Source organism: Chitinophaga agrisoli (assembly GCF_008386695.1).
Lineage (GTDB): Bacteria > Bacteroidota > Bacteroidia > Chitinophagales > Chitinophagaceae > Chitinophaga > Chitinophaga agrisoli.
This window is the reverse complement of sequence record NZ_VUOC01000004.1, coordinates 1,695,230-1,712,277: the sequence shown is the minus strand read 5'-3', so window position 1 is coordinate 1,712,277 and position 17,048 is coordinate 1,695,230. Positions and strand designations below refer to the sequence as shown.

Annotated in this window: 12 protein-coding genes; 2 read left to right on the top strand and 10 right to left on the bottom strand. The window is 50.3% G+C overall.

Annotated features, from left to right (window positions below; translation table 11 throughout):
• Window positions 1-40: 40 nt before the first annotated feature.
• Window positions 41-250, bottom strand: coding sequence for a hypothetical protein (locus F0L74_RS25935; RefSeq protein WP_149840813.1), 210 nt, complete (start codon window positions 248-250; stop codon window positions 41-43).
• Window positions 251-360: 110 nt separating this feature from the next.
• Here F0L74_RS25935 and F0L74_RS25930 point away from each other — a divergent pair, with 110 nt between their 5' ends.
• Window positions 361-1,362: a helix-turn-helix transcriptional regulator gene (locus F0L74_RS25930; RefSeq protein WP_149840812.1), complete on the top strand. Its 1,002-nt coding sequence runs from the start codon at window positions 361-363 to the stop codon at window positions 1,360-1,362.
• A gap of 816 nt (window positions 1,363-2,178) precedes the next feature.
• Here the strand turns inward: F0L74_RS25930 and F0L74_RS25925 are convergent.
• From F0L74_RS25925 to F0L74_RS25885, 9 genes are all read right to left on the bottom strand, one after another.
• On the bottom strand, window positions 2,179-2,598 hold the full coding sequence (locus F0L74_RS25925; RefSeq protein WP_149840811.1) for an Rrf2 family transcriptional regulator: 420 nt from the start codon (window positions 2,596-2,598) through the stop codon (window positions 2,179-2,181).
• A gap of 167 nt (window positions 2,599-2,765) precedes the next feature.
• Window positions 2,766-4,967: a sodium-translocating pyrophosphatase gene (locus F0L74_RS25920; RefSeq protein ID WP_149840810.1), complete on the bottom strand. Its 2,202-nt coding sequence runs from the start codon at window positions 4,965-4,967 to the stop codon at window positions 2,766-2,768.
• Window positions 4,968-5,117: 150 nt separating this feature from the next.
• Window positions 5,118-6,644, bottom strand: a complete 1,527-nt coding sequence (locus F0L74_RS25915) for an NAD(P)H-hydrate dehydratase (RefSeq protein WP_149840809.1) — start codon at window positions 6,642-6,644, stop codon at window positions 5,118-5,120.
• A gap of 126 nt (window positions 6,645-6,770) precedes the next feature.
• Window positions 6,771-7,295 (bottom strand): hypothetical protein, encoded by a 525-nt coding sequence (locus F0L74_RS25910; protein WP_149840808.1) that lies wholly within the window; start codon window positions 7,293-7,295, stop codon window positions 6,771-6,773.
• 77 nt (window positions 7,296-7,372) lie between these two features.
• Window positions 7,373-7,897 carry a hypothetical protein gene (locus F0L74_RS25905; protein WP_149840807.1) on the bottom strand — a complete coding sequence of 175 codons (525 nt, stop codon included), beginning with the start codon at window positions 7,895-7,897 and terminating at the stop codon, window positions 7,373-7,375.
• An 81-nt stretch (window positions 7,898-7,978) separates the two neighbouring features.
• On the bottom strand, window positions 7,979-9,139 hold the full coding sequence (nhaA, locus tag F0L74_RS25900) for a Na+/H+ antiporter NhaA (RefSeq protein WP_149840806.1): 1,161 nt from the start codon (window positions 9,137-9,139) through the stop codon (window positions 7,979-7,981).
• A 101-nt stretch (window positions 9,140-9,240) separates the two neighbouring features.
• On the bottom strand, window positions 9,241-11,265 hold the full coding sequence (locus F0L74_RS25895; RefSeq protein WP_149840805.1) for an OstA-like protein: 2,025 nt from the start codon (window positions 11,263-11,265) through the stop codon (window positions 9,241-9,243).
• A 9-nt stretch (window positions 11,266-11,274) separates the two neighbouring features.
• On the bottom strand, window positions 11,275-12,279 hold the full coding sequence (locus F0L74_RS25890) for an MlaD family protein (RefSeq protein WP_188316163.1): 1,005 nt from the start codon (window positions 12,277-12,279) through the stop codon (window positions 11,275-11,277).
• A gap of 160 nt (window positions 12,280-12,439) precedes the next feature.
• Window positions 12,440-13,729 (bottom strand): N-acetylmuramoyl-L-alanine amidase family protein, encoded by a 1,290-nt coding sequence (locus F0L74_RS25885; RefSeq protein ID WP_149840803.1) that lies wholly within the window; start codon window positions 13,727-13,729, stop codon window positions 12,440-12,442.
• A 334-nt stretch (window positions 13,730-14,063) separates the two neighbouring features.
• On the opposite strand from F0L74_RS25885, the gene F0L74_RS25880 reads away from it, so the two are divergent.
• The gene (locus tag F0L74_RS25880; protein ID WP_149840802.1) at window positions 14,064-16,796 is read left to right on the top strand and encodes a putative LPS assembly protein LptD; all 2,733 of its coding nucleotides are present in this window, start codon (window positions 14,064-14,066) and stop codon (window positions 16,794-16,796) included.
• The last annotated feature ends 252 nt before the right edge of the window (window positions 16,797-17,048 follow it).

Here is a 17,048-nt window from a genome sequence, read left to right as displayed (position 1 = left end):
AGCCGGTGCTGATGTGAGGTTGGCGTAACCCGGAAGGCGTTTAATCCAATGGATCGCAATGGTATCCCAGGTGTTTTACAAAGGCCATGATGGCGTCTTCCCGTACCTGCTGGCTAACAATGCGCAACACGCGGTCGCAGTCCTCTATGTCTATACTGCAGGCCATCACGCTAAAATTGGCTTGTATTTCCCCAATCACCTTTTTCTTATCGTGTAAGGTTTGAATGTTGGTTTTGAAGATCCCAATCATGTTTACATTCCTTTTTAAAATATTTCGGAATATTTTTGTACAAAATTGGGCTGTACGTACGAATAACTGTTGCATTTAAAGGATTAAAATTTACATTAAACGGATTTTTTATGCCCGTAGTCATTACCAACGACACCCAGGATGTCCTTTTACGTGAAGAGATCATGTTATCGGCACGTCAGCTGTTGAGCCCCAGCATTATAGAGGAGCGGATGCAGCTGCAGTACGATTTTGGGATGGCTGATTTCAGCGAAATGTATTTTGACGGGCTGCATATTTCCTATGGCAATGCACGGATCTTTCAGAACCTGCATGTGGCGGTAGAGCTGGTGGACCTGCCTACCATGGTGACCCAGCATTTTGTAGTGCATGGGGATCTTATTACCAATCTGCCCGGCCGGGCTCCCTGCCGGTTCACTTCCCTGGAACATAACGTTTTATATAACCCTGACCTTTGTGAACATGCCCAGTTGAAAAAACAGGATGGCATTGAGGTGGTGACCATCAGCTTTACTAAAGAGCGTTTCCTGGAGTTGGCGGAAAATAATGGCCATGTGCTGGCCCGCCTGGGCGAGGATGTAGCCGGCGACCGCGCTGTGTTCCTCAACCGTGATCATAATCAGCCCATTACGATGCAGATGCTGAAGGTGCTGGACGAGATCAAAAGTTGCCGGTTCCAGGGGGGTATTAAGAAATTATTCCTACAATCCAAGGCGCTGGAGCTGCTGGCGCTGCAATGCGATCAATATGAGCGGACCACGGAAACGGTTTTGCCTGCCGGCGCGCTTTCTATGCCAGACCGGGAGAAGATCCTGTTTGCGCGTGATCTGCTGGTGAAAGCGGTGCAACAGCCGCCTTCTTTAAGGGAGTTATCCCGGCAGTCTGGGTTGAACGAGTTTAAGTTGAAATCTGGTTTTAAGCAGGTGTTCAATAACACGGTGTTTGGTTATCTGAATGATCACCGGTTAGAGCAGGCGAGGCAATTTCTGTTGCAACAGGATCAGCGGTCTTTGTCTGAAATTGCTGGTGAGCTGGGGTATTCTTCGCCGCAGCATTTTAGTCATGCGTTTAGTAAGAAGTTTGGCGTGAGCCCCGGGAAGATCAGGAAATGATGATGGGTTGATTAGCGGAATCTTTTCTTTTGTATAAATCCAGTCTTTGGTAGACCTCCATTCTTTGATGTAATCCTCTTTTTGATGTAATTCTCTTTTGGTGTAATTCCCTTCTTTAGTGCAAGTCCTCTCCTGCAGGGTTCAAAACAAACTGCGCCTGGCTGGGTGGAATGCTATTGGGCGCTGGAGGGCGTACTGGCGTTGTTTTGCTATTGGGCTTCGTCAAGCGGGGCACGCCAGCCAGGGTTTGTTTTGAATCCCTGCAGCGGCCGGATGCACGTATGGTGGTAGGAGGCTTATTGCGGATTTTAGTTTAGGTGTAAATCCCCTTCTTTAGTGCAAGTCCTCTCCTGCAGGGTTCAAAACAAACTGCGCCTGGCTGGGTGGAATGCTATTGAGCGCTGAGGGGCGTACCGGCGTTGTTTTGCTATTGGGCTTCATCAAGCGGGGCACGCCAGCCAAGGTTTGTTTTGAATCCCTGCAGCGGCCGGATGGCTGCAAGGTGGGTGTAGGAGGCCTTATTGCAGATTTTAATTTAGGTGTAAATCCTCTTTTTTAGTGCAAGTCCTCTCCTGCAGGGTTCAAAACAAACTGCGCCTGGTGGGTGGAATGCTATTGAGCGCTGGGGCTTACTGGCGTTGTTTTGCTATTGGGCTTCGTCAAGCGGGGCACGCCAGCCAGGGTTTGTTTTGAATCCCTGCAGCGGCCGGATGCACGTATGACGGATTAGATAGTCCTTATTGTAGAAGGGCTGTTGGGTATGCGGGTACAAGTAAGTAAGTGGGTATAGGTATAAGTATATATAAGTGAGCGGCCTTATTTCAGCGCGATTACATTTTTACTAAAGGTTTCCAGCGTAACGCGTTTTAACCGGTTAAAGATAGTTTGATCGATCTCTGTGAAAAGATCATCCAGGGCATTGTTGATACCGGCGCCAACGGGGCAGTCCGGGTTGGGGAGGTTGGGGGAGAAACCAAAAACGTGATCTTCCTTTACGGCCTGGAAGATCTCTGACATATGGATGCGGGAGGCGGGTTTGCGCAGCCGGCTGCCGCCGCTTTTGCCTTCCTTGCTTTCTACAAGACCGGCTTCGCGCAGGGCGCTCAGCTCTTTCCGCACCAGGGCTGGATTGGCATTCATGGAACCGGCTATATAGTCGGACGATAACCACTCTTCCTCACTGGTGCTTAACAGGGTTAAGATATGTACTGATATGGCAAACTTGCTTTTGATCATTCTGTAATTTATTAAATTACAGTACAAAGATAGGAAATTAAATGGGATAATACGATAGCGCGATGAGGCGCTAAGATGCTAAAATGCCCATGTGCTGACGGATAGACGGGAGGTCCGGTATCCTTTAATGCAGTACATGGGCATTTTAGCCAATTAATATAGCGGAACTATTTCTTTACGATCAGGGTGTTGTCTTTCTTTTCCATTTTGGTTACCTGCTCTGTAGCCGGGGCTTTCTTAGCAGCCGCAGTATTATCCGCAGTACCATGGATCTGTGCCAGCGTGGGCGCAATTACCAGTGAAACGATGGACATCAGTTTGATAAGGATGTTCATAGAAGGACCGGAAGTATCTTTAAACGGATCACCTACGGTATCGCCGGTTACGGATGCTTTATGCGGCTCAGATTTCTTGTAATAGGTTTCGCCGTTGATCTCTACGCCTTTCTCGAAGGATTTCTTTGCGTTATCCCAGGCGCCACCGGCGTTGTTCTGGAACATACCCATCAGTACGCCGCTTACGGTAGCGCCAGCCAGCATACCACCCAATACTTCGGGGCCAAAGATAAAGCCTACCAGCAGGGGCATGATAAGGGCGATAGCGCCGGGCAGCAGCATTTCGCGGATAGAGGCTTTGGTGGAGATGGCCACGCATTTCTCATATTCCGGTTCTGCCTTGCCTTCCATAATGCCGGGGATCTCGCGGAACTGGCGGCGAACCTCTTCTACCATGGCCATAGCAGCGCGGCCTACGGCGGCAATTGCCAGGGAGGAGAAGATGAAGGGGATCATACCGCCTACGAACAGGCCGGCCAGTACGTTTGCCTTATAAATATCGATGCTGTTGATGTGGGCAACGCCTACAAAGGCAGCAAACAGGGCCAGGGCGGTAAGAGCGGCAGATGCGATGGCAAAGCCTTTACCGGTAGCGGCTGTGGTGTTACCTACAGCATCCAGGATATCTGTTTTTTCGCGTACATCTTTGGGCAGTTCGCTCATTTCGGCAATACCGCCTGCGTTATCCGCAATGGGGCCGAAGGCGTCAATAGCCAGCTGCATGGCGGTGGTAGCCATCATACCGGCGGCGGCAATGGCCACACCGTATAAACCAGCCAGGGCAAAGGAGCCATAGATACCGCCAGCCAGCACCAGGATGGGCAGCATGGTGGATTCCATCCCTACGGACAGGCCGCCGATGATGTTAGTGGCGTGGCCGGTAGAGGACTGGCGTATGATAGAGCGTACGGGACGTTTGCCCATAGCCGTATAATATTCTGTGATGATGCTCATAAGGGTACCTACTACCAGGCCTACCATGATAGCGCCAAATACGCCATTTTTGGTGAACTCATGACCACGGAGGTTCATGGTATCGGGCAGGATCCATTGTACCAGGAAATAGGAAACAATGGCGGTAAGTACGATAGAGCCCCAGTTACCGAGGTTAAGTGCATTCTGCACCACGCTGGTGCCATGTACGGAGCTTTCGCTGATACGTACAAAGAGGGTACCGATCATAGAGAGGATGATGCCCATGCCTGCGATCACCATCGGCAGCAGGATAGGGGCCTGGCCGCCAAAGTTATCTGTAGACATTGTTTCAGCGCCTAATACCATGGTAGCAAGCACGGTGGCCACATAAGAGCCGAAAAGGTCAGCGCCCATACCGGCTACGTCGCCCACGTTATCGCCTACGTTGTCTGCAATGGTAGCGGGGTTACGCGGATCATCCTCCGGGATGCCTGCTTCCACTTTACCTACCAGGTCAGCGCCTACATCGGCCGCTTTGGTATAGATACCGCCGCCTACACGGGCAAACAGGGCGATGCTTTCAGCACCCAGGGAAAAGCCGGTAAGCACTTCGATGGTCTTGATCATTTCCGGTGTATGGGCTTCTGCGCCAAAATAGGTCTTGAGCAGGATAAAGAGGCTGCCCAGGCCCAGTACGGCCAGGCCGGCAACACCCATACCCATTACGGAGCCACCGGTAAAGGATACCTGCAGGGCTTTGGCCAGGCTGCTACGTGCTGCCTGTGCGGTACGTACGTTCGCTTTAGTGGCTATACGCATGCCGATAAAACCGGCGGTGGCGGAGAACACGGCGCCTATGATAAAAGCAAGGGCAATGGTCCAGTCAGAGTTTTCATGGGAAGCACCCATATACCCCAGCAGTAATGCAGCAATAATTACGAAATAAGTAAGGATTTTGTATTCAGCTTTCAGGAATGCCATCGCTCCTTCTGCGATGTGTTTAGCGATTACCGACATCCTTTCGTTGCCGGCGTCCTGGCGTACAACCCAGGCGCTTCGGATAGCAGTGAACAGTAAAGCAATTAATCCAAAACATGGAACGAGGTACACTATACTCATATAAGCGATTTTAAAATATACAAGGTTGACAAAAATAATGTTTCCAAACTTATTTTGCTAATGAGAATCCAGAAATAAGGATAATAGCGCCAGGCCTTATCCATAGCGGATTCCGGGTGTCGGGCCGGTAATCATATCAGCTTTGCGGGCTTAAAGTTGCAGGAACGCGGGCCCCAAACAATCAATAATACTCTCTGCTGTCATGGCCTCCTGCGACATGCGGGCGGCGGCAATATCCCCTGCGAGCCCGTGCAGGTATGCGCCCAATAGTACGGCTGCTTTTGGGGCGTAACCCTGGGCCAGCAGGGCGGTGAGTATGCCGGTGAGCACGTCTCCGCTGCCGCCGGTAGCCATACCGGGGTTACCGGTGGAATTAAAGTACACTGACCCATCCGGGCAGGCAATGGCCGTAAAGCGGCCTTTTAGCAACAGGTATAGCTGGAGGTTGATGGCCTGCTCAGAGAGCAGCTCCAGCCGGGCAAAATCATTTTCCGTACTGCCAAACAGCCTTTCGAACTCCTTGGGATGGGGCGTTAGCACCGACCCGTGCGGGATCCGGGACAGGAGGAAAGGGTAGGCGGCGATGATATTAAGGGCATCCGCATCGATGACCATGGGTTGACGGTACTGGTCCAGCAGCAGCTCCAGGGCTTTTGCAGTAGGCGTAGCCGTGCCCAGGCCGGGCCCTATACCAATGGCCCTGAACTGGTGCAGGGCGGGCGTATGGGGCTGCGTTTCGTGAAAATGGCTGCTATGGGTTTCCTGCGGGTCTGTGATGCACATGGCAGCGGGGGCGCTGATCTGCATGATCTGGTAGCCGCATTGTGGTACATAACAGGTCAGCAATCCTACGCCGCTATGCAGGCAGGCTTTGGCGCTTAGTACGGCGGCGCCTATCTTGCCATAGCTGCCGGCTATCAGCAGGGCATGGCCATAGGTGCCTTTATGCGCAAAGGGCTGGCGGGGCTGATAGATAGTGCGCATCATATGGGCGTCCGTTACATGGAAACGCGTGGGCGTACGGGCCATATAGTCCGGGTGCAGCCCGATGGGCAATATATGCAGCTGACCTACCCTGGCGGCGTTCTCCGGCATCATAAAGGCCAGTTTGTACACTTCAAAGCTGAGGGTATGATGGGCATTTACCACCGGCATACGGGCGGAGGAGGCGTCTGCCAGGAGGCCGGAGGGGAGGTCTATGGCGATGACCGTGTGACGGGCCTGCAGGTCGTTAATACGGTGTATGAGGCCTGCCATCCAGCCCTCTACGGCGCTGCGCAGGCCTGTTCCAAACAGGGCGTCTATGACAATGCTGCCGGCCGGTAAGGTGGGAAAGTCAGCCAGGGCGTGAATATCGTATATACTTTGCGGGTATTGCTGTTCCAGGGCTTCGCGATTAGCGGTATGGTCCGGGGAGGCCTTGGTGCTATGATGTATGATACATGCGGTGGCGTTATACCCTTTATCGTGTAGCAGGCGGGTAATGACCAGGCCATCGCCCCCATTATTGCCCATGCCGCAGAAGATATAAAAGGGCCTATCCGCCTCAAAATGCCGGAATAGCCATTGTGCGCAGGCATTGGCTGCCCTTTCCATTAACTGGAGGCTGCTGACGGGCTCATGCTGGATCGTATAAGCGTCTGCTTCACGGATCTGGGTGGCGGTGAAAATCTTCATAAGGCCAAAATGGACAGTGTATAAAAATACAGGAAAAGTTTTGATCAATAAAAAACCCCGGCCAATGGCCGGGGCATAGAAAGTAATGGTTCGTCGCCGGCTTGCACCAGCGGCTATTATAATGGGTTAGAAAGTATACCGTGCAGATGCGCCACCGATCTCTTCGCCTAAGAAGTGGGTGCCGCCGGAGAAGTTAAAGTAAGGCTTCAGGTCAGCGCTCACGCTTAGCGGGATCTTTTTGAACGTGTATTCCACGCCAATGATACCATCCAGGCCGGCTGTTACATAGGTGTTCTTGTTGTCATGCAGCCAACGGTCATAATCATAATCGCGGCGGTCATAAATGCCTACGTGGGCGCCACCGCCTGCGTACATCAGGAATTCAGGCTTGCCAAATACATTCCAGTGGTATTCGTACAGCCCTGTAAAAGTAACGTTGCCCCTGTTATTGAAGTTGGTGTAAGCCAGACCTTCGATAGCGTGGGGGCCGGAAATGAAATGCTTAATAGTAAAGCCCACCAGCCAGGGGTTCATCCTGATACCGATGGCGGTTTCATAGTTAGCAGGAGCTCCGCCCCCTCTTAATTTCTGTGCATTTGCCTGCACTGCCAGCATGGCCACCAGGCCTAATACTAATGCCGCTTTTTTCATTGGTATTTTTTTGTTTTTTGTTTAACCAGGTTGTATTGCTACTTCCCGGCGGTTTTATATGGTTTTATTTTGTCAATCTATTTCCTGTTGATGATATACCGGGCAGATACTGCAAAGGAGGCCAGATCCGAAGGGGTGGAAAAATGCACCGCCGGCTTCCAATCGAGACTAAGGTTCAACGGTATCTTTTGAAAGGTATAATCCAGGCCAATGATACCATCAAAACCGGCTATGAACCTGGTGTTACCTTCATACTTACGCACGCCCATATGAGCGCCGCCGCCTACATACCAGGCGAAGCCGGGCACCGTAAGCGCCGACAGATCGAAGTGATGTTCATATAAACCGGTGACAGTGAAAGTTTCGTTGTAAACGCCGGCAATGCCTTCTACGGCATCGGCATCGTTGAAGAAGTAGCGGGCGGTAGCGCCTAAGGGCTGACCTAAACGGACGCCTACCTGCGGATTGCCTTTTGTTTGTGCTTTAAGTTGGTACATTCCTGCTGTAAAGATGATGGTAAGCAATATGAGCTGCCGGTACATTTTTCTTTTCCAGTATAATTGTTCGTCCCTTAAAGATTCTGTTATTACTCCCTTGTTCATGGCGGTAAAGGATATTTCACAATAACGATGCCAAGATATTAAAATTATACTTTACGAATAATTTATTGGGTGCTTCCACGCTTAATTACTGGTTAATGGGTAGCGCGGCCTCACTATTTTCAGGTAGATATAGCCTGCGATGCCGGCTAACAGAGACGCAGCTATAACGGACATCTTTGAGATGATCTGCAGTTCCGGTTCCTTATATGCGAGGGTGGAGATGAAAATGGACATGGTGAAGCCGATGCCTGCTATCAACCCGGCGCCCAATAGCTGTGCCCAGGTGGTATGATGCGGCAGGGCGGCCAGTTTTAACTTAGCGGCTATGAAGGAGAACAGGAAAATGCCCAGGGGTTTGCCCAGCACCAGGCCGGCGAGGATGCCGTAGCTGACATCACTGGTAAATGCCAGCAGCGGGTCCGGTGGAAATACGATAGCTGTATTAGCCAGGGCAAAGATGGGCATCACTATAAAGTTCACCGGGTCATGCAGGTTATGAATAAGGTCTGCAATCTTTGTAAGAGGTATACAAAATGCTACGAGTACGCCCGCAACGGTGGCATGGATACCTGAGTTGTAAATGCAATACCATAATACCAGGCCGGGGATAAAATAAAGGACAAGCCGCTGCACTTTAAAGCGGTTCAGCAGCACCAGCGCTACCATCACGCCGGCGGCTGCCAGGAGCCACATTAACTGCAGGGTAGCCGTGTAAAATACGGCGATGGCCAGAATGGCGCCCAGGTCATCTATAATAGCCAGCGCCATCAGGAAGATCTTTAAGGTTACCGGTACCCGTTTGCCCAGCAAAGAAAGGATACCCAGGGAAAAGGCAATATCTGTGGCCATGGGGATACCCCAGCCATGCGCATGCGGGGTGCCTGCGTTAAAGATGGCGAATATGAGGGCAGGACATAACATTCCACCCAGGGCGGCTAATACAGGCAACAGGGATTTACGGATAGTGGACAGCTCACCAACGGTCAGTTCCCGCTTTATCTCCATGCCTACCAGGAAGAAGAAAAATACCATCAACCCATCATTGATCCAGTGCAGGAGGGAATGGGGGAGATGCCAGCCCTCCGGGGTGTGGATGGCAGTTTCCCAGAACTGCGCATAACCAGCCTGGTATGGTGAGTTGGCTGCTACTAATGAAAGAATGGTACATACCAGCAACACGATGCCTACCGCGCGGCTATCTTTCAGGAATTCGTATAAAGGAGATAACAGTCGTTTCAGCATTGGTGCAACAATTAAACATGAAGGGTGAACAATAAAAAAGCGCCGTTTGTTCGAAAAAGCAACGGCGCCTAAATTATTAATTCTTAATTAGCTGTTTTGGATTATTTCGTGGTCCCAACGCCACCCATTAATTCGTACTTACTTTTGGGCCGGCGTTTTATATCCCATTTGAAGTTCTCGAGCAGCATCTCGTCCTTGGGCCGTTTGGTGAAGGGGTACATGACGCCTTCCGGATCTTTTATGAATACCACTTTATTAAGCTCGCCGTTGGTAAAGTGGATGTTGATGATTGCGCTGAGTGATTTGTTTACGCTGATAAAACCGCCTTCATCATCCTTTACGTAGTAAATGCTTTCCGCGTTACCGTCCACATGCATCCAATCCAATGCGCTGCCGGCAAAATAGCCGGTAATGATATTGCCTTTGATCTGGTTATAGAGCGGTTTACCTTTTTCTGCCTCGTTGACGATGAAGCCATTAGGCTGCAACACCAGTTTATCTGCCTGCTGATTTTTTGTATAGAGGTAGATGGTATCGCCAACAAGCTGTGTATCATTCGCCCATAAAACCGGATCGCGGAAGAAGCGGAATATGGAGTCACGGGAGGAGTAGTATACACTGTCTGCCACGCCCTGTAAGGAGTCTGAGAAGATGCGCACATGATGGTAGGCCAGGATGTAACGTTTCTCTGTGGTATCCTTTTTTGTGGTATCTGCAGCGGGGCGCAGGGCCAGGGAATCTCCCGGAAGGGCCTTTTTAGCGGCCAGCGAGTCCTTTGATAGCTTTATCGTATCCTTCCCGGCTTTGGCAATAGCAGCGGCGGTATCTTTTGGCGTTTTTGCGATGTTGATGGTATCCCTGGGCGTTTTTGCCGGGGGGATGGTATCCTTGGGCAGCCTGGCCCCGGCGCTATCTGGTTTGACCGCAAGGGCTTTTGCCGTAGTATCTTTCATCAGCGCGGCGCGGAGGCTATCCACCGCCACCTTTACCTTAATGCCCGCGCTGTCCCTTTCTACCGATACGGAGTCGATGCGGAGCAGGCTATCCCGCATCTGCATGCGGCGGGCAAACCCTGTGGTGTCCTTTCCTCTTATCATAGTGGTGCTATCCCTGAGCTTCAGGCTATCCTTGCCGGTACGTTTAGCAGGAACAGCGGGAATGGTATCCTTGCCCAGGATACCGGAAAAGAGGGTATCTGCCACCATATACAGCGTATCCTTTTCCCTTTCCAGGATGAGGAGGGGGTGCTGGGTAGCGAGTATGGTCTTATTGGCCTGGTTCACCTTACCGTAGTTGGAAAGCAGGGACATTTTCTGTGCTGTATCCCTGTACACCATGTTACCGGTGGCATAGGAGAAACCGGTGGTTTTGTCTGTTTCGATATTGTCTGCGGTGATAGTACTGGCGCTGTCTACGATCGTAGGGCGGTCTGCAAAGTTGCCATAACCGGTTTCTGTATTATAGTAGCCGGATGTAGTATACATCACTGTTTTACCATCGTTGATGGTAGTAGGGGCCACCATGGTGGCTATCCTGGTATCTGTATTATAAAGAAGGGTATCGGTGGTAAGGGTGTAGGAGGGATCTACCAGCAATACATCGTATTTGAAATATACGTCTTTAGTATCTGCGTAGTAGTAGCCCTGGCGGCTGGTCAGCACGCTTTGTCCGTTTACGAGGCGGCCGCCCTGTTCGTAGGTGCCTATGCGGGCGTTCATATCATATTCCAGTTGCGGGCCGGTAATGGTGACTTTCCCATCTGTAAGGCGGGCATTACCATTGAGGGTAGCCATCTTGGTATTGCCTTCGTAATGGAGGTAATCACCATAAACCTGTACGCTATCTGCCTGGTTAATATGTACGTGACCGTAGGCGTCCAGCTGGTTGGAAAGGCCGTTTTTAAAGGCGCTATCGCAGGAGATGATGGTATTACCCTGCCGGAAGGAGGCATTGCCGATGAAGCGGGCCAGCTGCACGGAGTCGCGGGTGATATTGTTCAGCGTGTCTGCATGCAGGATGTGGATCACGGAGCTACTGTCGCCGGTCTTTTGCTGCGCGATGGCCGGCATTATTCCCAGGAGGTAAATGCCTAAGAGAATAAGGCCATATCGTATTAAATGCTGCATCTTAAATCATCATTGAGCCTGAGCCGCAGCCGTATCCGAAGGGATCGGCTTTATTTTATCTTTTCTTCCGAACAGGGAGAAGTGAACATACCGTTTCGGGTTTGCCTTTAAGTCTTCCAGCAGCTTATTAAGGCTACCCAGTGAGCTTTGGAGGTTGTTATACACCTTTTTATCGTTCATGAGCAGGCCCAGTGAGCCATCGGTACTGTTGAGCTTATCCGTCATATGGTTCAGGTTAGCCACTGTTTGCTGCAGGTTCCGGAGGGACGAGTCCAGCTGACCGTTTGCCAGGGAACCGGTGGCTTTTTCTGCGTTGGTGAGGATACCAGTGATCTTTTCGTTATTATTCTTCAGGTTGCCGGTAACGGCAGCCAGATTATTAAAGGTAGCCTGGATATTGCCTTTGTCAGGATCCAGCATATGGTTCAGGGAGCCGGAGGTGGCGGAGAAATTGCGCATGGTGGTTTCCAGGTGGGCCACTGCAGTGCGCAGGTTGCCTTCCGTAGTGGTATCGAACACGGCGTTTACCGTCAACAGCACAGAATCCACGGCGGAGAGGGTAGTTTCCAGTTTCTTTACCAGGGGATTGAGCTGTTCCTTAAGCGCGTCTGTTATAGAGCCATCTACGGCGGCGTAGATGGTATCGCCGCTTCTCAGATAGTCATTAGCGTTACCGAAGTCGATCTGTACGGCTTTGGTGCCCAGCAGATCGCCGGTGATGCGGGCTACGGAATTGCGGGGGATCTCTACGTCCTTGGTGAGGCGTAACGTTACCAGTATCCTGCCGGCATTGTTATCCATTATATTCAGGTCTGATACACTGCCTACCTTGAGGCCATTTACCTGTACAAAGTTAGCGGGTTGCAAACCATTTACCTGTTTGTAAACTGCGTAGATGGTCTTATCGTTGCCAAAAAGGCTTTTGCCTTTCAACAGATTAAAGCCCAGGACCAGCAGAACAATAGCTACGACGGTCAGAATGCCTACCTTGGTTTCATTAGATACTTTTAGCATTTCGATACTTATACGTTGCTGCAAAAGTAATTTAAATTCCATATCCCGGGACCAAATTCATTTTTAGATCCGGATATACGTTATAAAGCAGTAAGTGTCAGGTATTAGGGTCTTTTGATAGGATAGGGGAAAACCGTTGGGGCGTTTATTACGCTGAGGTCTACATCTGTGAATCGAGGCGAAGGCCGTTTTTGTAGGAGACGACAAATGCGTCTTTAAATCCTAGCTTCTGGGCCTTCTTTAGCGCCGTAGTGGCTTCCGGCCCTGACCGGAAGGTCCCCCACAGGTATTTAATAAATTTCTTCCGTTTGACGACGACCGTTTCCACTTTCAGAGGGCCTCCCAGCTTTTTAAAGATGGGGGCTTTAGCGGAGTAGTTTTTATCGCTGACCAGCAACTGCACCCGGTACATGATAGTACTGGATGCAGTGGCGGGTGTATTAGCAGTACCTTTTTTATAGCGGTAGCCAGTTTCTATGACCGGTTGCATGGTAGGCTGGGGCACATCGGGCTGCGCGGCCGGTGCAGCTTCCTGCCTGTAATTACCAAAGCGTTCCAGGTCTTCTTTGTAGCGTTTAACGGCTTTGAAGATACACTGGGCAGTTTCCTGCTGGCCGTTGGCGGAGTTCAGGTATTCCTCCTCATCGGGATTGCTGATAAAGCCCAGTTCAACCAGCACGCTAGGCATGGCGGTAGCCTGCAGCACCCAGATGCCTTTTTCATTACGCTGGCGGGCGCCCCGGCTAATGCGGCCTACTCTGGTGAACTCGTCCTCTACCATGGTGGAGAGGCGGAGGCTCTGATCAAAAAAGGCATTCCGGAGGGTATTGAGCATGATAAACGTTTCGGGATCTGCCGCGTCCATCACCTCTTTGGCTTCTTCTGAGTTGGCGTCAAGCACCATTACAGAGCTGGCCTTGAGGGACTCCATCTTGGCGTTGTTCTTACTGGTGGCCCATACATAGGTTTCCGTACCCTGGGCGGTGCTGGCAGAGTAGGAGTAGATGGGTTGCTTAACAGCGACCTTACGTTTGCCCTTTTTCCGGTAAACGGTCTTGTAACCGGTTACGTGGCGGGTTTTAGGGGCGGAGTTACAGTGGATGGAGATAAAAAGATCGCCGCGGGCGTCGTTGGCTATTTCGGCTTTCCGGCGGGGATCATCAAAGCGGTCTGTTTTTCGTGTATACACCACCTTTACATCGGGCATATTCTCTTCCAGCATCCTTCCCAGTTTGAGGGCGACATCGAGGGTCACCTCTTTTTCTGTGGAGTAGCTGCCACGGGCGCCAATGTCGTTGCCGCCGTGCCCCGCATCAATGACAATCGTTCTGAGTGGGGGATCTTGTTTCTTCTTCTTGTCGCCGGCAGCAGGATCTACTGTTGCCTGGATAAATAAGGTACAGATAAATAGCATTCCGCTTCCTAAGGTCCAAAATCGGTTCCAGCGCATGTTTCTAGTTTTAATGGGCGTTAGTTACACTTCACATTACGGACGTTCTATTACGAATTACGAATCTGATTATATGACCACTTTGTATGGGTCGATCATCGTTCAAAGGCCGCGATTAACACTATAACGTTACAAAATCGTTATAGATTATCCGTAATTTAATTGAATCGTTAATATTTCTTAAAATTAGCGTTAACCTTGTAACGCCATTCCTTCATTTTCGTTTTACAAATGATAATAATTTGTACAAAATCTTGTAGGTTTGTGCCCGCTTGACACAATGAGCCCTGACTACAAAAATAATTATAAAAAATTTTATAGACAGTACCTGTTCGTGGCAGGTACATTTCTCGCATTTTTCTTTATTATAGATGCATTTGCCTGGGCAGGGCCACACAGATCCGGTTATTTTAACAAAAGTTTCACAGACACCGTGCCTTTACCCCAGGATACCATCCCCCTAAAGAAGCTGCCCGTACGTGCTGTAACGCCCCGTGATACTACCCGGCCCGACACCCTGCCTTTGCTGAATGACAGTACCCGTACTGCCGATACCACTATAATAGATACCCTGTATGTACCCAAGCTTTCCAAGGACAGCCTGGACGACAAGGTGGATTATAAGGCAAAGGACTCCATAGTACTGATGGTGCCGGATAAACGGTTTTACCTCTATGGCAATGCTAATACCAAATATAAGACGGTAGACCTTACGGCGGAGCGAATGAACTTTAGCCAGGCCACCGGTGTGCTGGAAGCCACGACTGCACAGGACACCAGCAACAAACCCTTTGGCCGGCCGGTGATGAAAGATGGGGAATCGAATTTTGATTCTGACACCCTCCGGTACAATTTTAATTCACAAAGAGCGAAAATTTACCATACCCGTTCACAATATGGGGAAGGATATGTGCACAGTGAGCAAACCAAAAGGGAGGCGGATAATACCATTTTTGGCTTCAAAAACGGTTATACTACCTGTAACCTGGATACGCCCCACTTCCAGTTCCGTGCCCGTAAGATAAAGGTAATACCGGATAAACTGGTAATATCTGGTCCGGCAAACCTGGAAATAGAGGGGGTACCTACACCTTTATTTATACCATTTGCCATCTTCCCCATTACCCAGGGTCAGCGCTCTGGCATATTGCCGCCGCAATACGTAGTGAACGCCCAGAAGGGGGTAGGCCTGGAAAACGGGGGATATTATGTAGGCCTGGGGGAGTATTTTGATCTGACCATGCGGGGCAGCGTATACTCCTACGGCAGCTGGAGCATGACGGCCACGCCCACTTACCGGAAGCGCTACAAGTACAACGGCGGTTTAAACCTGAGCTTTGCCACCACCCGTTTTGGGGACCCGGAGGTGAAATCTGAGTTTACCCGCTCCCGTGACTTCCGTGTTACCTGGAACCACAGTATGGACAGTAAGGCCCGTCCGGGGGTGAATTTTGGCGCTAACGTGAACTTTGGTACCTCTACCTATAATACATTTAACACTTTTGATTACGCATCGAGGGTAAATAATACAATTGGGTCTTCTATCAGTTTCTCCAAGACCTGGCAGGGCAAGCCCTATAATCTGACCATGAGCCTGAACCATCAGCAAACGCTTGCGCAGCGTGACGTGTTCATCTCTTTCCCGGACGCCTCATTTAACGTGAATACCATCTATCCTTTTCAACCCAAGGAGCTGGTAGGCACGCCCAAATGGTACCAGAAAATAGGGGTTTCCTATAGTACGGTGCTGCGTAACAGCGTGAATTTCAAGGATACCATGTTCCTTAAAAAGGAAATGTGGGACCGGTTACAGACCGGTATGCAACACACGCTGCCCGTGTCTTTTTCGATACCGATAGGGACGTTCACCCTGTCTCCCGGTATTAACTATTCTGAATATTGGTACACCCGCAGTATGACCCGTAAATGGAATCCTAAGAAGTTTAACCCTGCTACGGATACCCTCGGCGGGCTGGATACCACTTACCAAACGGGCTTTTTTGCCGCCCGCCAGGCCAGCGCCAGTGTATCGCTGTCTACCGCGGTATATGGTATGTATACGTTTAAGAAAGGTTCCAAGATAAAGGCCATCCGCCACGTAATGCGGCCCACCATGAGCTTAAGCTACCAGCCGGACCTGGCGGGGAAGTCTTATTACCCGGTACGGTATGGTTTTGACTCTACAGATGTAACCAGGGCGTCACATTATGAGGGATCGGTCGTGGGGGTACCGTCCGAAGGGAAGGCGGGCCTGATCTCGTTTGGGTTGGATAACAACCTGGAAATGAAGGTGGCCTCGAAAAAGGACACCTCTTCGGCAAAGGAGAAAAAGATTAAATTATTGGACGGTTTTGGTATTAACGGCAGTTATAACCTGATGGCGGACAGCTTTAAGCTCTCGACCTTCAGCATCTATGCGCGTACCAACCTGTTTGACAAACTGAATATATCTGCCAGCGGCAACCTGGACCCCTATGTGGTGGACAACCGGGGGCACCGGTTAGATAAATATGTGTTCTCATCCGGCCAGTTAAGCCTGGGCCGGCTGACGAATGCCAATATCACGATGAGCACCTCCTTCCAGTCTGCCGATAAGAAAAGCAAGGAAAAGGAGCAGCAGAAGGATGACCTGATCAACCAGGAGAACAACGATGCGGCTTTCCAGGCGCAGCAACGGCAAATGGAAATGGTGCGGAACAATCCGGGGGAATATGTGGATTTTGATATTCCCTGGCGGATAGATCTTTCTTATAGCTTAACTTACAGTAAATCTATCATACCGGATTCCGGCGGTGTAGTGGTGAATTTTAACCAGTACGTGAACTTTAACGGCGATTTTAGCCTGACGCCCAAATGGAAGATAGGCCTGAACAGCGGTTTTGACTTCATTAACCGGCAGATTGCCTATACGAATATGTATATTTCCAGGGATCTGCACTGCTGGCAGATGTCCATTAACCTGATACCGTTTGGTACCTACCGGCAGTTCAGCATTACTATCAGTCCCAAATCCGGGTTACTGCGTGACCTGCGAATTAATCGAACGCGACAGTTTTATGATTTCTAGCGGGAAGTGGGATTTTACTACGGGATGAACGCTTTTAATAGGGGGGTGAACGCTTTTAATACGGGTAGTGAACGCCTTTAATACGGGTAGCATATGGTTTTGATACAAGTTGCATATTCCAAATCCGGGTTGCTGCACGGCCCGGGAATTAATCAAATGAGACATGATTTCTAACAAGAAGTGCGCTATTACTACGGGGTGGGTGCGCTATTACTCCAGGTAAAGTGCGCTTTTACTCCCTAGGAGAGCTAT